Genomic DNA, 24,006 nt, shown 5'->3' with positions numbered 1-24,006 from the left:
TCTTAGTATTTACTTTTATTATACAGTGAAAACGAAGAATTCGTTAGGAGGATTTCATGAGAAAAACCCCAGTAGTTGGATAACGACTACTGGGGCGGACTTCATTCACTATTTTTACTTTTCACTTCTTACTTCTTACTTCTTACTTCTTACTTCTTACTTCTTACTTCTTACTTCTTACTTCTTACTTCTTCTTATTGTCTTGCTTGGTAGCCTGATCTGCTCGTTTAAACTCTTTGTCGTACAATACTTCCTGTGTGGATGAAAGGCCATTATTCTTATCAGTCAATGTTTTATGTGGCTGTTTGTTTTCACTCAAGTCTAAACACTCCTTTCCGTCTAGCTGTCAGTGTTCCACGCATAGATAAAATTAAACATGAACCATTCAGTTAACGTTATTTGGTCTTTTTTCCAAAACCACGTATACTAACAGAAAAAGGGGTTGTTCACTATGAAGTTGCACATGACAGAACACGGTTTTGACACTGAAGTTGAGTTTGGTACCTTACACATTTCATCTAATGAAGAAAAAGGGTTTCGCCCCTTTCAATTGATGGTCGCGTCAATTGCTGCTTGCGGTGGTGGCGTCATGCGGAAGATTCTAGATAAAATGCGTATGCCTGCAGATGATATCACAGTGGAAGTGAAAGAAGTGATACGTTCACAGGATGATGCAAGTCGTCTGATGGAAATCCACCTCCACTTCACAGTCATTGGCTCAGACATTACAGTAGAAAAAATGCCTCGAGTCATGGAACTAACAGAGAAGAATTGTTCCATGTTACAATCCGTCATGGGTTGTATCCATGTTGTGAAAACCTATGAGATGAGTACAAAATAAGTTTCAATGACCGACAATGAGAGTTCTCCCATTTGTCGGTTTTTTACGTTTACAGGTCCTTATTTTTCCATTAAAAATCCCGTATACTGAATAGAATACCTAAAGGAGGTCTACCTATATGAAGAATAAACTAGTCGGGTTGTTAGCAGTTTTATTGATTTTTTCAGCAACGCCATTTCAAGCACAGGCAGCCACACAATTTTCTGACGTAGACAAGCATTGGGCGAAGAAAGAAATTATGTATTTAGCTGACCGTAATATTATCGGCGGTTTTCCAGACGGTACCTTTAAGCCAAACGATCCCATTACACGGGCGCAGGCATCTTCTATGCTCATTAAAGCATTGAAAATTCCGTTGGTAAAGGATCCCACAATACAGTTCAAGGACGTCTCGAAAAAGTCTTCCTATTATCAAATACTCGCAACAGTAAACGAAAAAGGTATCATGCGTGGAGACAATGGTTTCATGCGTCCTGGTGAGGATACATCACGCGCACATATGGCTGCGATCATTCGTCGTTCATTTAACATACCTGTCGACCATCAGGCAACGTTTGTAGATGTATCCCCGACACATTGGTCATTCCCCGATATTAATGGGATTGCGAAAAAGGGCATTACGGGTGGTTCTGAAGGTAAATATATGCCGGCAGATTCCGTTACACGTTCTCAGTTCGCTGCATTTTTAGTACGTGCACTGGACGACTCTATGAAGTTAAAAGATTACCATTCCTATGTAGGCGTTAAAGGAAAGACAATTGAACAAAATGGTTTTACTTATACGATCGCAACAGACAAAAACTCCACTAAGCTATTTAAAGAGAATAAAAAGGCTGGAACACGTTCAACACTTTTAGATAGCGCGACTATGCCGGATAACGGAATCAACCGAATACTGCTCATGTCCGGTTATCAAATGGTCCTATACAATGATGATCTCTTCATTCCGTATTGGAACTTGATCAATGCAGGAAATAAAATGCCTGTAGGATATAATCTGGTGAAATTGAATGTAAATGACTGGAGTTACATGATTGGTAGTATTCCAATCGATCAAAAGTTCCGTAATATGTTCATTTGGAACGATCGAATCTACTATACACTTGAAAAAAACAAGGAACGAGTTTTCGATTCCACATTCGATCCTACTACTCCAATAGATGATCCATTGACGCTGTATTCAGTAGCGATTGATGGCAAAAACAAAAAAACATTATTAAACTTTGATGCCCGTGTCATTTTTGATGAAGTAGAAGCTACTTCGAAAACCAATCAAGTAAGTCAAAACAATAAATCCGTAGCGTTCGACCTTTCTACGATGTATTACTTCAACAAAACAGGTGTGTATAAATATAATCTGTTAGATAAAAAGATCAGCAAAGTTTCTACTATTCTTGCGAGGGATATGGATGTTACCGCTACACAGTTAATCGTGACGGATCAAGCAGGTAAGAAACATACACTTAAGAAATAAGAAAAATGGCATGCCTCTAACCTAGTGGCATGCCATTTTTTCTATCGGTCTATAACAAGTTTAGCAACCATTCGAATTACTAATTGTCCAATGAAAAACGGTATAGCTGTTAGCAAAATGACAATATCTCGACCAAATGGCTTGAACCATCCACCATCATCTGAGATGAAATTCATAGCCAATACTAGAGACACTATGCCGGTAAGTATATTCATAAGTAAAATATAACGAATTTTTATAGCGCAAGATAAAATACCTGTTATCACAATATATAAAACAGACACGACCAATAAATACTTTGCATCTTCTCGCTTCATATACTGGGCGAATTCATAGAAGTGAAATAAGAATGGTGCTGGAATTAGAATCATGACAAGCCATGCCCTGTTCAAATATCGTCTTACCATTGCTTCATCACTCCAATTCGCTAAGGATAAAACATGTACTGTTTATTCAACATGATTAGTAAACCTTCACATACCTGACATACCAGCAACGACTACAAAAGTAGTCCACAAAAAGCCCAGTCCAATAGCTAAAACTGCGACCGCCCTTAATGAAATAAGTAAAACGGTAAGCCAACTTTTTTCTGTAGGCCCTTCAACTTTTAACGATAGAAGAATTAATGCGGTTCCTACTATTCCGGTTACGAAAGTGAGTACAACCCCTATCCAATACCAGATCAATCCGTTACCCCAGTACGCCATACTTTGAAATAAATCACTTAGGAAAAATACACCCGCTGCGCATACAAAAGCGAGAAGTATACATACTAGTTGTTTCTTTTCTCCTTGCATAACGTGTATCCTCTTTTCATTCTACTAGATTACCGTTTATTCACGGCTTCTTCACTGTTACGTACCCTACTTTCTCCACCAATTCCTGTCCTTGCGGTGAAACCATCCATTCAATGAATTTCTCAGTATTCGGATTTTCTGTCCCTGCTGTGATGACATAAAACTCAGATGCAATTGGATAGTCATCAGTACGAATTGTTTCTTTCGTCGGCTTGACGCCGTCGATTGCGAGCAGTTTAATCTCATCATTTCCTACCATTTCCGTTGAGTAATAGCGGAATGTATAGCCAATGGCATTTTTATAATTTCGATACTTTGAGACTTCTGAAATTATACCACCCATTCCTTCGGGCACATTCTCTTTTGGAGCATCCATGATCGGAATATTCCCCATCAGTCGTTTCAAACCTGTCTGACTACCACTGTCCGCTGGTCGTTGGAATGCGCGAATCGACTCGTTTTTACCTCCTACCTCTTTCCAATTGGTGATTTTCCCCGCATAGATATCTTGAATTTGTTTTAATTCTAGATTATCAATAGGGTTTTTTTGATTAACAAAAAAGACAAATGCTTCTCGACCAATCGGTGTTAATTTCAACTCAAGACCTAGTTGCTCCGCTACTTTCATTTGGGCGTCTGAAGGTCCTGCTGCAAAAATTATATCTACCTCGCCAGAAAACAGATTTTCATAAGCGATAGGTGTTGTATTGACCATTACTTCACTATCATACGGATTGTATTCTTTACTTGGATAGACTGCTTGAACAAAAGCTGCATACAGTGGATATAGCGCGGTAGCGCCGTCAATTCTCGGTAAATCATCCTTCAGTTCGAGTGTAGCCGCCTCGTCAAGCACGGCAAGCTTTGATTCCTGTCCAATCGTAAACGGTTCATAATCACGCACTTCCACTTCGGCATCCACTGTTGCAATACTTTCCTTGTATATATGCATTATCGGCCAAACTGCCGCCCCTAGTAGAACTACCCCTGCAATAATGCCGAACAATCGCTTTCGTTGCTGCGTGTTAAAGAAATGAAAGATCATCATGACGATCCACACATATAAAATGATCATTGCACTTAGCGCTAATGGTATATAGTGGATCCATCCCATTAGCAATAAATACAATAATCCAATTCCCGTGAAAAATAGTAACGCTATTAATAAAAGTACCGCAAATGCTATGGGTGCAACCATACGCGTTCCTCCCTTTTCATTTTCCGCTCAATTCCTCCAACCGGTGACGTGCCTCGTCTTCATCAAATGAACTGTACCAACGATAATGCTCCTCATCTAAAATACGGAAATGCTGACTAATTACATTTTGCTGTAAACGAAAAATTCCTTTTGCCTCCAATTCGCGCCACCACACTTTACCACCCATCGATTGATCCTTTCGGCGGTCAATACCGTCATGCGCAATAGTTTCCAGTACTTCTAACGGATCACCACCGACGGTAGCTTGCAATACGTCACTATCGCGAAATAAAGCACAGACAGCTATAACGGCTGTCCAACTGGCCATTGCTCTGGCTTTTTCAATTTGAATCAACGTCTTTTTTGAGAGTCCTAGTACATCCGCCATTTTTTGTTGGGAATACCCTTTCTCTAATCGAATTACCCGTAACTTTAATGAAATCAGTTCTATTAATTGTTGTTGATTCACTAGATCACCTCATAGTTACATTTCATATCCATTGGTGTAATATTACACCTATATCATTAAGTAATCAAGCCGTTTTCAAAACTTTCTGTTAACCATACAACTATCGATTCTTTCTCAAAATTATGATACGATTTATTGACTTTGTGATTTAGAAAAAGAAACGAGGATTCTTATGAAACAGCGTGAACAATGGACATCCAAGATTGGCTTTGTTTTAGCAGCTGCTGGCAGTGCCATCGGCCTAGGTGCAATCTGGAAGTTCCCTTATATGGCCGGAACGAACGGTGGCAGCGTGTTTGTGCTGTTATTTATTATTTGTACATTATTGATTGGTTTGCCAATTTTATTGGCTGAATTTGTCATTGGCCGTAGAGGACAGGCAGATGCAGTGACTTCTTTGAAAAAATTATCATTGGGACGCAAGTGGGGATGGGTTGGATGGATGGGACTTGCCTCTTCTTTCATCATCTTATCTTTTTATAGTGTCGTCGGCGGATGGATTTTATCGTATTTGGCGCGTGCCTTTACGTTTACACTAGGTGGGCTGGATTATGGAGAGCTATTCAATACGACGATTGCGAATCCATGGGAAGTATTATTGGCACAAGCGTTATTTATGGCGTTAACGATCTTTATCGTTCAAAGTGGGATTCGCGGAGGGATTGAACGGGCCAGCCGCTGGATCATGCCTTTATTATTCGTGTCATTCATTGTATTAGCCATTCGTTCGCTAACACTAGACGGCGCGATGGAAGGTGTGCGTTTCCTATTCGTACCGGATTGGAGTTATTTTAACGGAACTACTTTTCTAGTTGCGTTAGGACAGGCATTCTTCTCACTAAGTGTCGGTGTGACCGCGATGATGACTTACGCATCCTACCTTTCGAAAGAAGAGAAGCTCGGACAGTCCGCGTTTAATGTCTCTATGCTGAACATAGGGATTTCGATCCTAGCGGGACTTGTCATTTTCCCGGCAGTTTTCGCGTTAGGACATTCACCGGAAGCGGGACCAGGACTAATTTTCGTTATCCTGCCAGCTATTTTCAATGAAATTCCATTTGGCAGCGTATTTTTAATTATTTTCTTTTTCTTGATGCTATTTGCTACTTTGACTTCTGCTATAGCGATGCTCGAAATCGTTGTTTCTACAGGCATCCGTAAAAAGCATGATAGAAGAAAGCGCGCTTCGTGGGTGTTTGGCGGATTAATCTTTTTGGTCGGAATTCCTAGTGCATTATCATTCGGTTTATTATCCGGCATTAGTATTTTCGGCAACTCTATTTTCGATTTTGCGGATATACTGACGAGTAGAATTGCGATGCCACTCGGAGCATTGGCTGTGTCTTTATTTGCCGGCTTTGTACTGACGAAAGAAGATACAGCAGAGGAGTTAAGGATGCACCCAGCTCTTCACTCTTTGTGGAAAGTAATTGTACGCTATTTCGCACCTATTGCAATCATCGTCATTTTCTTTACTTGGATTTTAGGCATGTAAAAAGCACGCCGGGGATTTTCTCCGGCGTGCTTTTTATTTTTAATAGGGAAAGCGTTTGGAATCTGTAAATGACAAGTACTGATTTCTTACTTAGTAAGTCCAGGTTCCACTGCCTAATGTACATTACTATTTCTCAATGTATCATGAAGATCTCCAAATCGAGAAAGAAATGCTAGTTGGCTCACCGCGGGTCCACAAGAAGAGCGTCCGCCTGGAACGTCGAGCAACTATGCCTTCCCGTTACCTTACTTTTCCACTAGATATGTTTCATAAGCGTTTTTACTACTTGCGTCAATCCCGCCAAATCGTCTTCTGTAAAGCGATCTAATTCAGGGCTATCGATGTCGAGTACACCAAATACTTCTCCATCTTTAATCAGCGGTACAACAACTTCGGAACGGGATGCTACGTCGCATGCGATATGGCCTGGGAACGCATTAACGTCTGGTACAACTAAGCCTTCTTTCGTCTTCGCAACTGTTCCGCAAACACCTCTGCCGAGCGGAATACGGATACATGCCGGTAATCCCTGGAATGGTCCGAGCACGAGCTCATCGCCGTCCATCAAGTAAAAACCTACCCAATTGATGCGGTCGAAGAATTGATTGAGTAACGCGGATGCGTTGCTTAAGTTTGCGTAGACGTTCGGCTCTCCCGACATGAGTGCATCCAACTGTGTGATTAGTTGTGCGTACTTCTCTTGTAAGTCGTTGGAATAATCAATGGGTGTATACATACTAATTCCCTACTTTCTGTGACAGTTCTTATGTTAATCATACACAGAATAATAGAATTGGAAAAGTAAACGAACTCCATTCGTTGTTTTAAATCAATCTAATTTCACCCTTAGCACCTCACCGGTCACGGCATCAATTTTGATTTCATACTTCTGTCCTTCTACTGTGCGAATATCCACTTCATATCTCAACATGCCGTCATCAAGTTCCAGTTCTGATTTCACCACTTCACCCGGTACTCTTTGTCGTGCGATTTCATTTGCCTGCTCCATTGAAATCCTGCGATATTGCGGATGTTGCCAGTGATTCATCCAGTACTCACTTTGCTGATTCAATATATGACCCCTCCCATTTCCTTCTACGCTGTTAATCTATGTGAAGGAGAGGAAAGATGCTACACAGCCAAGCATGTCGTTTACGAAAGAAAAACGGATTATTTCCAAGGAAATAATCCGTTTTTGTCAGGCAGTTTGTGCTGGAACTTTCTTTTCTTTATAACGCATCCAAATAATGAGCGGAATAAGTAGTAATGAAATATACGTTCCAAGAAAACTTAACATGGAAAAACCGAAAAATGCCATGACAATTCCTGATGCAAGTCCACCTACTGTCCCCGCCAGTGCGACAAACACGTCAATGCTTCCTTGGATCTTCGCACGACTTAACACGTCAGTTGAATCGATAACAATAGCTGTTCCGCTGATCAATCCAAAGTTCCAGCCAACCCCCAGCAATATGAGCGATACGGACATCCAGAATATCGATTCGCCCGCTACATAGGCTGCAAGAATACCTGCTAGCGCAAGTGTCATCCCGGACGCAATTACCATAATCGGTCGTCCAATACGGTCTACTAATACACCAGTAAAAATGGATGGTACATACATACCTGCGATATGTAAACCGATGACTAAACCAATTCCTGATATGGAAGCGCCGTGATGCTGCATATGGACAGGGGTCATTGTCATAATAGCAACCATGACGCCATGCGATAGTACAAGAACAATGCTACCCACCCAAATTCCCATCCTCTTGACCGTATGTTGACGAGCAACACGTCCTTCATCAGACTCTCCACGTTCTTTTTGTTCCGCCAATTCAATCTCACGTGCAACGAGTAAAGGATCCGGTCGTAAAAACAGTAAGAATGTCAGCCCGGATAATACGTAGGCGACCCCTGCTAGTAGAAATACACCCGTTAACGAAGGTATACCGATGAAATCTGCTACATATCCCATTGGCAAGACGAGATTGGGTCCGGCTACCGCACCAATTGTGGTTGAAACAAGAGCGACACTAACCGCAGTAGCCCGTTGCTTTTCATTCGCTAGATCTGTTCCGGCATAGCGGGCTTGTAGATTGGAGGATGTACCTGCTCCATAGATAAACAGAAAAAGGAATAACACAGCAAGACTTCCGGTCATCACGGCTAAAATCACACCGAACGCACCTACACCACCGGTAATAAAGCCTGCGCCAAGGCCGAGGCGACGACCATAACGTTGGGACAACCTACCGACAAGATAGGCTGAGAATGCTGAACCAAAAGTAGATAGCGCAATGGGCATACCGGCTAAGCTTTCGTTCCCTGTCATATCTTGAATTAATAGCGCCCCTACTGTAATTCCAGCTGCAAGTCCGGCACCACTAAATATTTGGGAAATGATCACGACAAGTAAAGAGCGCTTATACAATTGCTTCTGCGCTTCTTTTGATTTTGTATAGAATGAATAATCTTGCCGTTTTGACATGAAATTCCCCACCTTTTCTATTACCGTACAATAGATCTATATGTTAATGAACTTTTACACTTTATTTATCTTATCACATATTAACAAATGGAAAGAGGGGCCTTTTCCATACGCAAAAACAAGCAATCCCGAATTTCCATGACTGCTCGTTTCCTTAAAAGTATGGCGTTTTATACTATCAGTCAACTAGTGTTTTTTTACGCAAAAGAAAGACTATCCAAAAGATAGTCTACCTTCACTTATTTCATTAGCTCTTTATATCTCTTTAAGCATTCCTCATACGCTTCTTGTATAGTTGCAGCCTGGATGATATCTTGGCCAATTGTAGCAAAGCGGGCTACAGAGTGTTCGTATTGTGGGTCGTAGTAGTGAGTCAACAACTGTTCTACGGCTTCTGTGAACCGCCCGCTCTCCAGGTCCTCCTGAATTTGTACTGCAATTGGTTGATGGATGCGTTTGCGAATTCTTGTAAAAGCTTCTAGAAACAGATCTGGTTGTTTTTCCGGTTCGTACACGGAAAGGATTTCTTTGACACGTACTTCGAACGGTAGTTGAATAATCCATTGAGGGCTTTGTCCTTTTTTCTCAAACAATAGTTCGGGCATATGTACTTGTCCTATGCGTTTGCTTTCGCCTTCTATGAAAATATATGGCTCATTTTCATACCTCTCTAGTTTATTTGCAAGTAGCAATTCGAATTTCTTCTGGTTGTTCGGCTCGACACCGATTTGTCCAAATATCGAACCTCTATGACCCGCCATACCTTCTAGATCAATGACCGGATAGCCGTCTTCCATCAGCTTATGAAGAATCTTCGTCTTGCCGCTTCCTGTATACCCGTTTAGTACAAGCAATTTAGGTTTGATCGTTTCTTGCAGTCGTGCAATAACCCGCTGGCGATATGTATGAATCCCGCCACTGATTCGGCTTGAGCGGATTCCCATCAATTCCAGTACGGTCGCTGCCGTTTTACTTCGCATGCCGCCACGCCAACAAAACACAGTGATTGGTGTGTCTATTTTCCTGAACTCTGCAATGAATTCGGGTAATTTTTTAGAGAAAATAACTAGACCATGATCCATTGCTGCTTGTTTTCCTACTTGCTTATATAGCATACCCACTTCCGCACGTTCTTCATTCGTGAAAATCGGAATGTTCATACTGCCCGGAATAGTTGCTTCCTTAAACTCTTTCGGAGAGCGTACATCGACTAATGTATGTGAATGCTTTTCCTGTAACTCGAGCGCTTCCGTCAATGTAATGTCCCGTACCATGTAATTTCCCATCTCCTTGATTTACTGAACGATAATTCGACCATTATGTTCATCAGTTACTTCTCCAATAATATGCGCATCGACTCCCGCTTCACGCAGATGCTCTTGCAAACGATCCGCTTCATCTCCAGCAACTGCTACAAGCAAACCGCCAGAAGTTACTGCGTCACATAAAATCCATCTGCCAACTTGATCCAATGATTCCGGATATTCAACCATATCCTCTATATGTGCAAAGTTATTTTTCGTACCGCCTGGAACCGAACCCGCTTCTGCAAGTGTTCGTGTACGAGGTAAAACAGGAACTTTGTCGTTATCAATTCGCAAGCACACGCCACTACCTGTTGCCATTTCGGAGGCATGTCCAAGCAAGCCGAAGCCTGTTACGTCTGTTGAAGCATGAATGTTGTAATCATCCATCACTTCAGCCGCCGTTTTATTGAGTGTGGTCATCACTTTTGTCACGTCAATTTCTTCTTCTTTAGACAATAATCCGTTTTTTAACGAAGTGGTCATGATACCTACGCCAATCGGTTTTGTCAGTATCAAACGATCGCCAGGTTCTGCTCCTGCATTCGTACGGATCTTGTCAGGATGTACCGTTCCAGTTACTTGCATACCAAACTTTGGTTCCTGATCATCAATGGAGTGGCCACCGACAAGAACGGCACCAGCTTCTTTCAATTTGTCAGCAGCTCCCCGCAAGATCTCCGTCAAGATACTGCGGTCAAGTGTATGTATCGGGAATGCGACGATGTTCAATGCTGTAATGGGTTTACCGCCCATTGCATAGACATCGCTGATTGCATTCGCCGCCGCCACTTGTCCAAAGTCATATGGATCATTGACAATGGGTGTGAAGAAATCTAGTGTCTGCACGATGGCAGTCGTATCATTTATCTTATATACACCTGCGTCGTCGCCTGTATCCAATCCTACCAGCAAATTAGGATCAGTGAGACCGGGAGGCAATGTGCGAAGAACTTCAGCTAAATCAGCAGGTCCAATTTTACAACCACAGCCTCCTTTTGAAGATAATGAAGTGAGTTTTACAGAAGACTTTTGCATTGTGGATATCAACCTTTCAATTTGTAGTCCCTATATTTTACCATAGAGTTTGCATTCTAGATCTGTTGGGCACTTAAAATTTTACTGAAGGATGAAAAAAAGACTACGCTTTTAGGCATAGTCTTACATGTTACAAAGCTATTATTTTACGTATAGTACATACCAATGGCCCTCTTTTTTCTCGATAGATTCCCCAATCCAACCTTCTTTCAGCAATTTTTGTTGCTGTTCAGTGTTTCCCATTAGAACGGATTTTTGCTGCGAAGCGGTTTCGGGAAAAGGCTTTTGCAAATCCATGAATAAAATATAACGAAGTTTATTGCCATATTTAACTTTGAGTCCTTTAATTCGTAAACCAAGTGAAAATTTATCTTTCAAGCTCGGAATATTAAATGGTGCAACAGTTGTACAAATATAGCGGTAGCGGTCTCTCTCTACATGTTCCATCAGCCATTTACCTAATGTCGTTTGCAGTCCATGCCCTCTATAGTCTGGATCCACACCTGAAATCTCCGAGTATAGCACACTGGATAATTCGTTTTGTAATACCCCAACATCGATTCCCAAATGCTCATCGTCTTCACCAGGATCCAACATGGCACGAAACGCGACGAGACGATCGTCTACGAAAGCCCCCACCATCATGCCGTTGCCACGTAGAATATACTCAAACTCTTCATGTGTAAGCGGTTGAAGAAATTCAGGCTGCTCGAGAACCGCTATGATCCGCTCTTGTAACGCTAGAACTTTCGGTAGCTGGTCTTCTGTTAGCAATGAAAGGGATGCTTGCAATGTCATAATGTCACCTTTTCTCTACGCACTGTTAATTCTTCTAGCGTTTGCTCATCTACATCGATACCCAGTCCAGGTTTTTCATTGAGTTTAATAAACGGTACTTCATAGTGCAGATTACCGACGTCTTTACTGAATTTCAACGGCCCAGTTAGTTCTACACTCGTCATCGCTTTTTGTGAGAAAGCTACATGGAATCCTGCCGCAGATCCAATAGACGACTCCACCATTGATCCAACCTGGCATTCAATGCCGGCCATCTCAGCCATATGTGCAAGCTTCATTGCAGGATACATACCTCCACATTTCATGAGCTTGATATTCACTTTATCCGCTGCACGCTTTGCGATGATTTCACGCATTTCGCGCACTCCACGCAATCCCTCATCTGCCATTAGAGGTGTTGCGATTTTCGATTTGATTTCTACCATTGCATCGATGTCATCTGCTTTTACTGGCTGCTCGAGCCAATCCAGATCACAGCACTCCAATTGTTTCATCGCCTGCAATGTCGTCGCACTGTTGACCCAACCTTGGTTAACGTCTACTCGAATTGCAATTTCTTTACCCACGCGTTCGCGCACAGCTTGAATTCGCTTGACGTCTTCCGCTGCGTTGATACCGACTTTCATCTTTAATGAACTATAACCCGCTGCCACACGGTCAGCAGCCTCTTGTGCCATATGTTCGGGTGAAGCGATACTTAGAACATGTGTAATCGGAAAACTCTCATGATAACGTCCACCAAGTAAATTGTAGGCAGGGATACCATATGCCTTCCCTACTGCGTCAAAGCAAGCAATGTCTAGCGCCGCTTTCGCCGTAGGCACACCGTAAATCGCCTGATCCATCAGTTCATGAATTTTCCCAAAGCAACTTGGATTTTCACCAAGTAAAACGGGAGCGAGTGTATGACGTAGTACGGCAAATGTACCTTCCCAGCTTTCCCCCGTGACATGGTCATCCGCTACCGCTTCACCGTAACCTACATAACCTGTATCTGTTGTTAATTTCACAATAATAGATGGCATGTCAGCATAAGATGCATAGCTAATTACAAAGGGTTCATAGAGCGGTAATCGAATCGCAAAAATTTCTATTTCAGTTATTTTCATTATTTTTCTTCCTTTCCTATTGGCAGCTTTTCATCTGTGTTGTATGATTGTCGTTAAATAGTCGTTAATGAAAAGAGGGGATCCCATTATGAAGGTTACCATTGCATTGATCGGCTCACAAGAATTTTGTCGGCAAGCAAGGAGTATTGTATTACCACATAATATGCGTATTGATTGCTATCAATACGACAGGCCGTCCGATGCTCCTCGGCTACTAAAGACAATGAAGCCTTGTCATGCCATTTTGTTCTCTGGCTCCCTGCCTTATGAAGCGTCCAAACAAGTTCTACAGACCATCTCAATTCCAGCATTCCATGTCCAACAAAATGAACATACAATCGCCGTCACTTTATTATACCTTGCTTCAGAAAAAAATATGGCGATTCATGATATTTCTATAGATATAAAAGAGCTAACACATATTGAACAGATTTTACAGGATCTCGGTCCTCTTTCTTCCGTTCAGAAGCCCGCTATACATGAATTACAAGCCAATACGGATTTACAAGCGGTTGTGAATTTTCATATGGATCATGTTAAAAGCGGGAAGTCGAAATTAGCAGTAACTAGTGTGCATGCCGTATACGATCAATTACAAGCGGCAGGCATCCCATCATTCCGGATGCTGGATCCCACAAGCAATATTTTACGTGCAATGGAACATGCAGTCCAACAAGCAGATTTTGCAAGAAGTGAAGCAACTAAAATCGCTGTAGGAGTACTACAAGTTCACCGACCTGAGAAACTTCCGCAGGACACTATTGAAAAGTTAGCGAACTACTTGCAGGCGCAGTGGAAAGAAAAAGAGGGCAACTTCTTTTTCTACACTACTCTAGGCACTATAGAATTTGTTTTCGCTTTAAAAGCCTTCGTCCAGTTCTGTGAATCGCTTCAATCAGCATCCACATTGTCTTTTGGATTAGGACTCACAACCCTGGAGGCCAGCGACAATGCGATGAGCGCACTGCAACTCAGCAAACAAGCGGACGACATAGGAGTCTTTATGCTAGATGAATATAAGAAACTTCATGGTCCTATGCCTGCTATAAAACCGGCAGTTGCGATGAGGTTGGACGACCCAAATTTGCTTAAGATCAGTGAAAAGACGACATTGAGCCCTGCAGTCATTTCTAAGCTAACGCTGTTTGATGAATTTAGACAATCCACACCATTCACTGCTAATGATTTAGCTGGATATTTAGCTGTCTCTAGAAGAACCGCTGAACGAACAATTAAAAAACTAATGGATCAACAATTTGTCGTTTCAGTTGGTGAAGAAATGACCTACAGCCAAGGCAGACCACGCGCATTGTACAAAATGAAGCTTACCATCTAGTAAAAAAGCAAAGCCGTTAATAACTCGGCTTTGCTTTTTAATTATTCAAGTTGCGCTTCGAGTTCCAACTTCGCTTCTTGCTCACTCATTTCCACAATTTCCTCAGATGTCATTTTGACAACAGAAAAACCAGTTAAAGCATAGAGAATCGAAATGAGAGGAACAGCGAAATTTAGAATAGCGTACGGGCCGTATTCTACTACACTTACACCAAGCGTACCGAATATAAACACACCACAAGTATTCCAAGGAATAAATACGGATGTCAGTGTTCCACCGTCTTCCAGTGCACGCGACAGGTTCTTCGAGTTCAAACCCATATCCTTATATGTTTTACTAAACATTCTAGAAGGTACAACAATCGAAACGTATTGTTCAGAACAAGTTGCATTGGTCATGACACACGCACCGATCGTTGAAATAATTAATGTAGATGTAGACTTCACGACTTTCAGCAATTGCTTCATAATGGCCCGCAACATACCTGAATACTCAAGAATACCACCGAAAGTCATGGCCACAATAGTCATAGAGACGGTATACATCATACTATCAAGACCACCGCCATTAAATAGTTTATCTACTAGCTGATTGCCCGTCTCGATTGCAAAACCACTTTGCAGAGCACCGAGCGCATCTGCAAATGTCCCCGACTGAAGCGTTACATGTGATAAAAAACCCATTATAATCCCGATAATCAATGCCGGTACTGCAGGAATCTTCATGGCAACCATCACAATGACTGCCAAAGGAACTAGCAATAACCAGGGTGAGATAACGAAGCTCTCTTGCATAACCTGGGATGTGTTGGCAATCGATGTTAATTCAGCTTCACCTGACCCGAATCTTCTTCCGAGGAATGTGAATACCCCAAGAGCAATTATTAATCCAGGAATCGTCGTATACAACATATGCTTAATATGATCAAATAAATCCGTTCCAGTAAGTCCTGCGGCTAAATTGGTTGTATCGGATAACGGTGACATCTTGTCTCCAAAGTATGCGCCAGAAATGACAGCCCCTGCTACCATTCCGGCTGGAATCCCCATACTGAGTCCAATACCCATCCCAGCTACACCTATCGTAGCCATTGTCGACCATGAGCTACCTATTGCCAATGAAACGATTGCACAAATCAGCGCAATGGCTACTAGGAACCAAGAGGGTGTAATGATTTTCAATCCGTAGAAGATCATTGTGGCAACTATCCCTCCGCCCATCCACGAGCCAATAACCAAACCGACAAGCATAATGATGACGACTGCTGGAAGGGCCAAACGAATTCCTTTGTACATCATTTCCTCAATTTCTTTCCACGAGAAACCATGACGCCAGGCTACGAGTGACGCAATGGCAGTCCCTACAATTAGCGGCATGTGCGGTCCCTCTTTAAGCTTAACTACAGTTATGATCATAACCAGTATCATTAAGACTAACGGTAGAATAGACCACCAGAACCCAATTTCTCTTTTTTTCCTCTGATCCACTACGCAACCCTCCATTCAAATTCAGCCAATTAGGATATGTCGTTATATAGTCGGTTAATCTATTTTATACATTTTCTAAATTATTTGTCAATATAAATATGTAAGCGTTTACTATGTTTTTTCCTATTGACTAGTCTGTCCCTATGAGAGAGCTGTTTTGTTAATATGTACATTTACCAACCACTACAAATTAACATCTTTCCGAAGTAGTGGAAACAATGGCCAAAGTAGTTTATAAACCTAGGCAACGGGAATAATACAAAGTACTTTCATGAATGGGGGCACACTGCCAGTGACAAATACTAACCAAAGAATAGATACGATAAAGTGCGTAACAGAATACGATACACTGCGCCGAGTCATATTATGCCAGCCGGAATTTATGGCGATTGATGAAGTCATTAACGAAGTACAAAAAAAGTATGAAGATGATAATATTGATATACAACGTGCAATGAGTCAGCACGCAGAATTTGAAAAACTCTTGAAGGAAAACGGAGTGGAAGTCATCACGCTTCCTCCTTCTGAAAAATACCCCGAGCAAGTTTTCACACGAGATATTGGCTTCACAATCGGCAATGACGTATTCATAGCCGACTTGGCTGCAAATATTCGAAAAGGTGAAGAAATCACACTAAAAGAATGGCTGATTGCACATGACATCCCCTATCAGTCCGCCACCGATCGAATGGAAGGCGGCGACATTATCGTTGACAGGGATACCATCTACATCGGCATCAGTAGTCGTACGTCCAGGGAAGCTGTAAATAAACTGGAGGAAAAGCTTCCTGATTATCAACTCAAGCGAATTCCATTTGACGGGCAGTACTTACATCTCGACTGCGTTTTTAATATTCTTTCACCCGAAAAAGCGCTCGTATTTCCAGCGGCATTTGATCAGGAAACACTGCATCAACTGGCCGATTCGTATGAACTGATTGAAGTGGCTGAAGATGAACAGTTTTCGCTTGGTACCAATGTTCTTTCAATTGGTAACAACAAAGTATTCAGCCTTCCACAAAATAAACAAGTGAATAAAAACTTACGCGCACATGGGTTTGAGGTCATTGAAGTCGACTTCTCGGAAATTATCAAATCCGGCGGCTCTTTTAGATGTTGCTCAATGCCCGTAGAACGCGGATAATACAAAAGACCGAAGCATAAACGCACAATGCAGCGTTTATACTTCGGTCTTTTTCTATTCAAGAATTTCTATATAGGTTCCACGTTCACTTTCAATCTCAGGAAGATTCAACTCAATCGATTCGGGTATGACCAAGTGAATCATCATGGCTGCCGACACTGAGCCAGAGGAATAGCCATGCGTTTTTTCACCGGTGAACTGATTCAATATATTTGAATCATGATAAAATGTATACTGAATATTATTCCGTGGCTGTTTAGGAACAGTCATCCAATTGTTTTCCCAAATTGGTAATGCAATTTCGAGCTGATCCGTAAAGTCATAATACACATCATCCCCATCACCATCACCAATATTTGCCAATAACTCAGGGGTGTAGACGGTTTCCCCGACCATATTACTGTTATCGGATGTACGTTCAATCAACATATAAGCACCAGTGAAGGGGGATATCGATAGTTCATCTTTCACCTCATGTGACCGCTTCGCTAGAACGAGATGTTCAGGAATCGTGGCCCTTTCTACAATCGCAGATTGCAAATCAAATTCAATATCTTTATCCGTTACTTTTGGTGGAATATGAGATTCTACCTTACGCTCCATAAATTCCGCCACGACAACGCCGAGTAACAATAACACAAGATAACCTACAATAATATTGCGATGAAATGATTTCTTCAAGCGTGTACGTTTCATGTTTTTCGTAAATATCACAATAGGAACCAGACCAAGAAGTAGGACTATCGGTATCAACACCATAAAAAACATCATGGATTTCTCACCTCCAAACGATTTGTCACAAAGAGGCTGATACCAAACAGTACAGCAACCGATACTACTACTTTCAAAACAAATACCAGAATAGATGTCTCTCCGTAGTAAAAGTACAATACGCTATCACCTTCGCCAACTGACAAACTGATACCGAACGTGAAATACACAAACCAGATTAATCCAAACAAGGCAATGAACAACTTGCTAAACTGTATTAAAGTTCCAAGTAAATACCCAATCATCATAAGCAGCAATGTGTACGCGGTCATTACGAGAATCCGGGAGAAGAAATCAAGCGGCGACGACAGAAGGCCTGTCGTTTCTATAATGACATTATCGCCAAACAGCGCAACAATCTTCATGACCGACCCGATCAACACGGTCGTTACACCCCCAAGTAATGACGCTGTGCAAATGAAATAAAAGTTTGCCAGCTGAAAGGTCAGACGATTCGTCACGAATGAAAAGGATTCATTACGCTGTGCAGCCGATGTCAGCAAGAATCCAACAATGAGTGCCCAGAATAATGTCAAGCCTACCTGACTATCATTTGATATGGACGTGTAGTTAACAGAAATCATCTCTTCCCATTCGTTCATGGATGAGGACCCCGCTCCACTTATAAATATAGTCCCAATAATCTGTAGCACTATCAGCGTAGTAAATACCGCGCCATTGGTACTCAATTTAAATAAATACTGACGCTTCGCCAGTTCATTGACGCTCCATTGCGTTGAAAACATCGTCTACACCTCCCGTCGCCTGGCCCGTCATCGCCAAGTACGCTTGGCTTGCAGAAACCGACGATACGCGGATGCCCGCCTGCTTCAACTCTTCCACTTCCGCTTCGGTATACTGATTGTCAACAATCCATTCCGTCATTGGCCCCGCGTTTGCACGATGAACAACCGCATAGCGAATCGCATAGGATTTCAGCACACTCTCTCGCGCTTGAAGTGACAGGAATTTTTCCTGCAGTTCAGTTATCGGTCCATGAAACGAGATGCTCTTGCCGTCAATCACCAAAATATCCTCCAGCAAATCCTCCATTTCTTCCATGTGATGACTCGACAACAAAATAGTGCGGGGATAAGCGATATAATCTTTCAGCAGCGCCCTGTAAAAATCCCTACGCGCCCCAGCATCCATTCCTGTAATTGGCTCATCAAACATCGTGAGTGGACAACGTGTGGCAATACCAATAATTGCATTGAATGTACTACGCTTCCCTTTTGACAGTACGCGATGATTCAGCGACAGCGGTAATTTAAAGTATTCAAGCAGACGCACAGCTAGATCTTGATTCCAATTTTCATAGAAGCGATCACATTCTGTTAGCAAATCATCCAATGTTAGTGCATCCGGGAAGCCCATCATATCGTCAATGAACATCATGTTGGCGGAAACCTTGAGACTATTAAAGGGATGCTCACCAAACACACGAAGTTCTCCATCCGACTCTTTTATGAATCCCGCAATCATCTTCATCAACGTCGTCTTTCCCACACCATTACGTCCTACCAATCCCGTAATGACATTCTTACGGATTTCTAAATTCAACTGGTCCAGTATTGTAATAGATCGATAACTTTTTGACACGTTTTTCAACGTAATTGCTGACATTATGACCTCTCCTTTCGCCCTGCCTGGATTAATTTAATTAGCTGATCTTCTTCCAGCCCAAGTAATACCGCTTCATTAAGCAGCTCCTGCACCAGACGACTTAACCTACCGCCTTTACGCTTCGTCAGCAGTTTCTCACGTGCGTCAGCTGTTACAAATGTGCCAAGGCCACGTTTTTTATAAATAAGTTCCGCATCTAGTAAAATCGTCAGTCCCTTCCCGGCAGTCGCAGGATTGATATTGAAAAGATCTGCCAATTGATACTGCGAGTACACTTTATCGTCCGCTTGTAACGTACCATCAATAATTTCTGTCTCTAACCATTCTGCAATTTGTATATAAATCGGCTTTTCTCCATCCATCTCAAGCAAGAATTTCACCACCTCAAGGTTACCTAGCACATTACTGTTGTAATGTACTATACGCATTTTCATAACATAATGCAAATAACTAATCATATAAAAATTATGGTGAATCGATGAATAAAATCGTCACTAATTACACACCCTAGGTAACTACACTGTATGTAAGGAGCCGATAAAATGAATACAGTTAAGGATTTTCCTATTCAGCAAAACAGATTAATCAATGCAGGCTTTCTATTGGCTTGCTTATGTTTATTAGATGCCATTTTCACGGATTATGGTTTGCGGTTTGGTCTTATAGAAGAAGCCAATTTGCTAGTATCATTTTTATATGAACAAAGTATTCCTTTGTTCTACGTAGTAAAACTAGGGTTACCTTTACTGCTTTTATATATCGTAACGGTTAGTTCGTCAGGAATCGTCGTCCGTATTTCTTTGACCACTGCATTATTTATTTATATTGCAGTATTATTCATGCATATCTTTTGGTTAATCATGGTCGCAATCTGACATGCGCTATAATCATCCCTTCTATAAATCGCATTTATTGTATACTACATGTATAAACACGCGGAAAGTAGGGATTTTTATTGAACAGTGAACCTTCATTGCGGACGCTATCTATTGGGATGCCGCGAATCGTACAATCTACTACTGGTGGAGAATTTTCCAGTGCAATTTGTAAACAGTCTGTCGAAGAAGCATTTCTTTCTGTGGATGGTTTTCAAGGAGACGGGATTGCGGATACGAAACATCATGGCGGTCCTGATCGAGCGGTCTGTGTCTATCCGAGTGAGCACTATACTTTCTGGGAAAAGAAATTTTCCTGCACGTTGCCCTCTTCTACTTTCGGAGAAAATCTGACAGTGGATGGAATGCTTGAGAAAGATATATGTATTGGAGATGTATTTGCAGTGGGAGACGCAGTTATTCAAGTAACACAAGGTCGAGTCCCTTGCAGCACAATTAGTAAGCGAACTGGCTTACCCGATTTGATGAAAGGAATGGTCAACACTGGATTCACAGGCTATTTATGCCGTGTGGTGGAAGAAGGAATTGTTCGTTTAGATTCAACAATTACTTCGCTTCAACAAGATCCAAACCAAGTTTCCATTCTTTATGCAAATGAAGTGTATTTTCAGCGTCCTAAAGACGTGGAAGGATTGAAACGAATTCTGGGAGTCGATGCACTGGCTGAAGAGTGGCGGGACATGCTGATGAAACGGCTGGAGAAGCTAGGGAATATCTAAATAAAAGAACTGACGCTACGATAATAAAAAATCGTTGGTCAGTTCTTTTTTATACGAGCTGTTTCACTAATTCACGATTTCGTTCCTTGAAGAGTTCATTATGAGAAGATACCATACCATTTTCATTTGCTTCGGGGTCGATATAGATTTTGGCGCAGTTCACAGCATTCGCTGCATCCTGAAATGCCCCTGCTATTAAATGTAGTTTGCCTTTGTGGCTCAGTACATCCCCTGCCGCATACATCCCTTCTATAGACGTAGCACTTGTGCACGTTCCGGCAATCTGTTTATGTTCCGTTAGTTCAACACCCAATTGCTGATCACCAATTAACGAAGTATCACGCTCGTAACCGTGATTAATAATTACTTCATCTACAGCTATCGTGGTAACTGTTTCTTCTTCATTGTGTCGTAGCTCCACTCTCTCAATTGAGCTATGATCTTCAGATGCAATGAATCGAGATATATTTGTATTAAAGTGACAGACCACACCACTCTCTAAGAGTTGTCGCACTTGCGCTTCATGGCCGTTTAAATTCTCTTTACGATAAGTTAGGTACACTTTTTTAGCGATGGGTTGCAGTTCATTGGCCCAGTCGACTGCCGCGTTGCCACCGCCTGAAATCAGGACGGTCTTTCCTTTAAAACGTCCCAAAGATTTTACCGTATAGTTTAAATTCGACACTTCAAAGCGTTCTGCGCCTTCCACTTCAATCTTCTGTGGATTCAAAATACCTGTACCTGTTGCGAGTATTACGGTTTTGCTGTAATGAACGATACCTGACGAGCCATGTAATGCAAAGTACTTGTCAGCTATCTTTTCAATCTTCACAATTTTCTCATTGAGCACGACTTTCGGATCAAAGGTTAACCCTTGGGTCACAAGCCGTTCAATCACTTGTGCTCCCGGTGCAGGTGTCATGCCGCCAATATCCCAAATCATCTTTTCTGGATAGACATGGATCTTTCCTCCAAGCTGCTGCTGGTATTCAATGATTTTCGTCTTCATTTCACGCAATCCACTATAAAAAGCAGCATATAACCCCGCAGGTCCTCCGCCGATAATCGTTACGTCCAGTAGCTGATCTTGTTCCATTCCATCTTCTCCCTTACAAATAATTATTGACATCGCTTGCATTTCAATTTATAGTTTTCATTGTACCGATATTGATAATCATTATCAATGATTACTTAGTAGGAAAGGTTTGATTTCACGAAATGGTTCGCTTGTATACAGAAAATCTACAAGTTTCATATGATGATCACCTGATCGTTAATGGGTTATCGGTTCAAATACCCGACAAGAAAGTGACTGCTATTATCGGAGCAAACGGGTGTGGCAAATCCACATTTCTAAAAGCTGTCACGCGCTTAATTCCGCATCAATCAGGAGAAGTGATAGTAGATGGCAGAAATATTATTAAACAAAGGACGAAGCAGCTCGCGCAAACGATGGCTATTCTTCCACAGACACAGGAAGCTGCCAGTGGTTTAACAGTTGGTGAATTGGTATCCTACGGTAGATTTCCTTACCAGAATGCAATGGGACGTTTGACAGCGCATGATATGGATGTTATCAATTGGGCGCTTGAAGTCACCAATACGACTGCTTTCAAATATCGTCAAGTCGATGCATTATCCGGTGGTCAACGCCAGCGTGTTTGGATTGCGATGGCACTTGCCCAGGAAACAGATATTATCTTCCTGGATGAGCCGACTACCTATTTGGATATGGCACATCAATTAGAGGTGCTAGAGCTATTGCAAAGGCTCAACGAAGAGCAACAACGCACCATCGTCATGGTACTTCATGATTTGAACCAAGCAGCACGTTTTGCCGATTTCATCATTGCGATGAAAGATGGGGAAATTGTACGCGCGGGTATGTGCGAGGAAGTAATACGGCCAGATATACTGCGAGAAGTATTTCGAATTGACGCCGAAATTGGAACGGATCCAAGAACGGGCAAACCGTTATGTATCACATATGATCTACTAAAAGGAGACGAATAACTGTTGAAGAAAATTCTATTACCTGCCCTTTTGCTTATCGTACTTGCGTTAGCAGCGTGTGGCACTAAACAGGAAGAACCCGCGAAAGAAGATATACCTGCAAAGGAACAAGGAGCAAGCGACACGATTACTTATCAATCTGAAGAAGGTCCAGTGGAGGTTCCCGCAGATCCGCAGCGTGTTGTGGTGTTATCTAGTTTTGCCGGTACTGTACATGAATTTGGCGTGAATTTGGTAGGAGCTGAATCTTGGTCAAAAGATAATCCAAGCTTTGATTCATTTTTGAAAGATGTAGAAGAAGTTTCAGATGAAAATATTGAAAAAATCATTGAACTGGAGCCCGATTTAATTATTGGACTTAGCACTATTAAAAATATTGATAAACTGAAAGAAATTGCTCCTACTGTTACCTATACGTATGGAAAAGTAGATTATTTAACACAGCAAATCGAAATTGGAAAGTTATTGAATAAAGAAAAAGAAGCAACTGAGTGGGTAGATGCATTTAAGGCACGTGCGCAGCAGGCAGGAAAAGACATTAAAGCCAAAATCGGAGAAGATACGACAGTTTCCGTCATCGAAGAGTTTGACAAACAAATTTACGTCTTCGGCGATAACTGGGGAAGAGGAACGGAAATCCTCTATCAGGAAATGAAACTGGCTATGCCTGAAAAGGTAAAGGAAATGACTAAGAAAGACGGATATTATGCGCTATCTGCAGAAGTTTTGCCTGAATTTGCCGGGGACTATGTCATCTTGAGTAAAAGTGATACAGGAGATAATTCATTCCTAGAAACAGAAACGTACAAAAATATTCCTGCCGTCAAAAATGATCAAGTCTATCAGGTAAACACAGCAGAATTCTCTTTCAATGATGCCTATACACTTGAAAATCAGCTTGATTTCTTCATCAAAAGCTTTTTAGGAACTAAGTAATCAAACAAGATGGGGCTCTTCTTCATTGAAGAACCCATTTTTTTATGACAAGAAAGGAGCGGAT

27 protein-coding genes are annotated in these 24,006 nt (G+C 41.7%); 9 read left to right on the top strand and 18 right to left on the bottom strand.

Translation table 11 applies throughout. The annotated features are described in order from the left end of the window. Positions 1–184: 184 nt before the first annotated feature. Complete coding sequence (locus CSV67_RS04440) at positions 185–319, bottom strand: YfhE family protein (RefSeq protein WP_099630428.1); 135 nt, start codon at positions 317–319, stop codon at positions 185–187. A 132-nt stretch (positions 320–451) separates the two neighbouring features. Here CSV67_RS04440 and CSV67_RS04435 point away from each other — a divergent pair, with 132 nt between their 5' ends. Continuing rightward, on the top strand, positions 452–841 hold the full coding sequence (locus tag CSV67_RS04435; RefSeq protein WP_099630427.1) for an OsmC family protein: 390 nt from the start codon (positions 452–454) through the stop codon (positions 839–841). A gap of 118 nt (positions 842–959) precedes the next feature. After that, positions 960–2,315, top strand: coding sequence for an S-layer homology domain-containing protein (locus CSV67_RS04430; protein WP_099630426.1), 1,356 nt, complete (start codon positions 960–962; stop codon positions 2,313–2,315). 41 nt (positions 2,316–2,356) lie between these two features. On the opposite strand, the gene CSV67_RS04425 is transcribed toward CSV67_RS04430, so the two are convergent. The 4 genes from CSV67_RS04425 to CSV67_RS04410 all read right to left on the bottom strand — a co-directional run bounded on the left by CSV67_RS04425 (position 2,357) and on the right by CSV67_RS04410 (position 4,779). Next, on the bottom strand, positions 2,357–2,722 hold the full coding sequence (locus CSV67_RS04425) for a hypothetical protein (RefSeq protein WP_099630425.1): 366 nt from the start codon (positions 2,720–2,722) through the stop codon (positions 2,357–2,359). Positions 2,723–2,788: 66 nt separating this feature from the next. Then, positions 2,789–3,112, bottom strand: a complete 324-nt coding sequence (locus CSV67_RS04420; RefSeq protein WP_099630424.1) for a hypothetical protein — start codon at positions 3,110–3,112, stop codon at positions 2,789–2,791. Between the two features lie 40 nt (positions 3,113–3,152). Further along, positions 3,153–4,310 (bottom strand): PstS family phosphate ABC transporter substrate-binding protein, encoded by a 1,158-nt coding sequence (locus CSV67_RS04415; RefSeq protein ID WP_099630423.1) that lies wholly within the window; start codon positions 4,308–4,310, stop codon positions 3,153–3,155. A gap of 16 nt (positions 4,311–4,326) precedes the next feature. Further along, positions 4,327–4,779, bottom strand: coding sequence for a helix-turn-helix transcriptional regulator (locus tag CSV67_RS04410; protein ID WP_099630422.1), 453 nt, complete (start codon positions 4,777–4,779; stop codon positions 4,327–4,329). A gap of 172 nt (positions 4,780–4,951) precedes the next feature. Here CSV67_RS04410 and CSV67_RS04405 point away from each other — a divergent pair, with 172 nt between their 5' ends. After that, entirely contained in the window at positions 4,952–6,274 is a 1,323-nt protein-coding gene (locus tag CSV67_RS04405; protein ID WP_099630421.1) for a sodium-dependent transporter, read from the top strand. Positions 6,275–6,530: 256 nt separating this feature from the next. Here the strand turns inward: CSV67_RS04405 and CSV67_RS04400 are convergent, their stop codons facing one another. The 7 genes from CSV67_RS04400 to CSV67_RS04370 all read right to left on the bottom strand — a co-directional run bounded on the left by CSV67_RS04400 (position 6,531) and on the right by CSV67_RS04370 (position 13,014). Continuing rightward, positions 6,531–7,010 (bottom strand): GAF domain-containing protein, encoded by a 480-nt coding sequence (locus CSV67_RS04400; RefSeq protein WP_099630420.1) that lies wholly within the window; start codon positions 7,008–7,010, stop codon positions 6,531–6,533. Positions 7,011–7,103: 93 nt separating this feature from the next. After that, a complete protein-coding gene (locus CSV67_RS04395) occupies positions 7,104–7,346 on the bottom strand; it encodes a PepSY domain-containing protein (RefSeq protein ID WP_199173130.1) in 243 nt (80 codons plus the stop codon). A 126-nt stretch (positions 7,347–7,472) separates the two neighbouring features. Beyond that, positions 7,473–8,765 (bottom strand): MFS transporter, encoded by a 1,293-nt coding sequence (locus CSV67_RS04390; RefSeq protein WP_099630419.1) that lies wholly within the window; start codon positions 8,763–8,765, stop codon positions 7,473–7,475. 239 nt (positions 8,766–9,004) lie between these two features. Further along, on the bottom strand, positions 9,005–10,039 hold the full coding sequence (gene mnmH / locus CSV67_RS04385) for a tRNA 2-selenouridine(34) synthase MnmH (protein ID WP_099630418.1): 1,035 nt from the start codon (positions 10,037–10,039) through the stop codon (positions 9,005–9,007). Between the two features lie 21 nt (positions 10,040–10,060). Continuing rightward, the gene (gene selD / locus CSV67_RS04380) at positions 10,061–11,107 is read right to left on the bottom strand and encodes a selenide, water dikinase SelD (RefSeq protein WP_099630417.1); all 1,047 of its coding nucleotides are present in this window, start codon (positions 11,105–11,107) and stop codon (positions 10,061–10,063) included. A gap of 141 nt (positions 11,108–11,248) precedes the next feature. Continuing rightward, positions 11,249–11,905, bottom strand: a complete 657-nt coding sequence (locus CSV67_RS04375) for a GNAT family N-acetyltransferase (RefSeq protein WP_099630416.1) — start codon at positions 11,903–11,905, stop codon at positions 11,249–11,251. Further along, the gene (locus tag CSV67_RS04370) at positions 11,902–13,014 is read right to left on the bottom strand and encodes a mandelate racemase/muconate lactonizing enzyme family protein (RefSeq protein WP_099630415.1); all 1,113 of its coding nucleotides are present in this window, start codon (positions 13,012–13,014) and stop codon (positions 11,902–11,904) included. The genes CSV67_RS04375 and CSV67_RS04370 overlap by 4 nt, the downstream gene beginning before the upstream one ends. An 88-nt stretch (positions 13,015–13,102) precedes the next feature. Here CSV67_RS04370 and CSV67_RS04365 point away from each other — a divergent pair, with 88 nt between their 5' ends. Continuing rightward, complete coding sequence (locus CSV67_RS04365) at positions 13,103–14,350, top strand: HTH domain-containing protein (RefSeq protein WP_099630414.1); 1,248 nt, start codon at positions 13,103–13,105, stop codon at positions 14,348–14,350. A gap of 41 nt (positions 14,351–14,391) precedes the next feature. Here CSV67_RS04365 and nhaC read toward each other — a convergent pair whose 3' ends face one another. Next, complete coding sequence (gene nhaC / locus CSV67_RS04360) at positions 14,392–15,837, bottom strand: Na+/H+ antiporter NhaC (RefSeq protein WP_369803132.1); 1,446 nt, start codon at positions 15,835–15,837, stop codon at positions 14,392–14,394. A 292-nt stretch (positions 15,838–16,129) separates the two neighbouring features. Here nhaC and CSV67_RS04355 point away from each other — a divergent pair, with 292 nt between their 5' ends. Beyond that, on the top strand, positions 16,130–16,981 hold the full coding sequence (locus CSV67_RS04355) for a dimethylarginine dimethylaminohydrolase family protein (protein WP_233189507.1): 852 nt from the start codon (positions 16,130–16,132) through the stop codon (positions 16,979–16,981). Positions 16,982–17,035: 54 nt separating this feature from the next. Here CSV67_RS04355 and CSV67_RS04350 read toward each other — a convergent pair whose 3' ends face one another. From CSV67_RS04350 to CSV67_RS04335, 4 genes are read right to left on the bottom strand one after another with little or no spacing between them, the layout of a single operon-like run. Further along, positions 17,036–17,752: a hypothetical protein gene (locus CSV67_RS04350; protein ID WP_099630411.1), complete on the bottom strand. Its 717-nt coding sequence runs from the start codon at positions 17,750–17,752 to the stop codon at positions 17,036–17,038. After that, the gene (locus CSV67_RS04345; protein ID WP_099630410.1) at positions 17,749–18,498 is read right to left on the bottom strand and encodes a hypothetical protein; all 750 of its coding nucleotides are present in this window, start codon (positions 18,496–18,498) and stop codon (positions 17,749–17,751) included. Before CSV67_RS04345 ends, CSV67_RS04350 begins: the two co-directional genes overlap by 4 nt. Next, complete coding sequence (locus CSV67_RS04340) at positions 18,470–19,378, bottom strand: ATP-binding cassette domain-containing protein (RefSeq protein WP_233189508.1); 909 nt, start codon at positions 19,376–19,378, stop codon at positions 18,470–18,472. Before CSV67_RS04340 ends, CSV67_RS04345 begins: the two co-directional genes overlap by 29 nt. Further along, positions 19,378–19,740, bottom strand: coding sequence for a GntR family transcriptional regulator (locus CSV67_RS04335; RefSeq protein ID WP_233189522.1), 363 nt, complete (start codon positions 19,738–19,740; stop codon positions 19,378–19,380). Before CSV67_RS04335 ends, CSV67_RS04340 begins: the two co-directional genes overlap by 1 nt. 180 nt (positions 19,741–19,920) lie before the next feature. On the opposite strand from CSV67_RS04335, the gene CSV67_RS04330 reads away from it, so the two are divergent. Both CSV67_RS04330 and CSV67_RS04325 read left to right on the top strand, forming a co-directional pair. Beyond that, positions 19,921–20,253 carry a DUF5658 family protein gene (locus CSV67_RS04330; protein ID WP_099630408.1) on the top strand — a complete coding sequence of 111 codons (333 nt, stop codon included), beginning with the start codon at positions 19,921–19,923 and terminating at the stop codon, positions 20,251–20,253. A 119-nt stretch (positions 20,254–20,372) separates the two neighbouring features. Continuing rightward, a complete protein-coding gene (locus tag CSV67_RS04325) occupies positions 20,373–20,993 on the top strand; it encodes an MOSC domain-containing protein (RefSeq protein WP_099630586.1) in 621 nt (206 codons plus the stop codon). 49 nt (positions 20,994–21,042) lie between these two features. Here CSV67_RS04325 and CSV67_RS04320 read toward each other — a convergent pair whose 3' ends face one another. Further along, entirely contained in the window at positions 21,043–22,089 is a 1,047-nt protein-coding gene (locus tag CSV67_RS04320; protein ID WP_099630407.1) for an NAD(P)/FAD-dependent oxidoreductase, read from the bottom strand. Positions 22,090–22,211: 122 nt separating this feature from the next. On the opposite strand from CSV67_RS04320, the gene CSV67_RS04315 reads away from it, so the two are divergent. Together CSV67_RS04315 and CSV67_RS04310 are read left to right on the top strand one after the other, a co-directional pair. Beyond that, positions 22,212–23,006, top strand: a complete 795-nt coding sequence (locus CSV67_RS04315) for an ABC transporter ATP-binding protein (protein ID WP_099630406.1) — start codon at positions 22,212–22,214, stop codon at positions 23,004–23,006. Between the two features lie 3 nt (positions 23,007–23,009). Continuing rightward, positions 23,010–23,942 (top strand): iron-hydroxamate ABC transporter substrate-binding protein, encoded by a 933-nt coding sequence (locus CSV67_RS04310; RefSeq protein ID WP_099630405.1) that lies wholly within the window; start codon positions 23,010–23,012, stop codon positions 23,940–23,942. Positions 23,943–24,006: the final 64 nt, after the last annotated feature.

This window comes from Sporosarcina sp. P2, assembly GCF_002743255.1.
GTDB lineage: Bacteria > Bacillota > Bacilli > Bacillales_A > Planococcaceae > Sporosarcina.
This window is presented reverse-complemented; position numbering and strand designations above follow the sequence as displayed.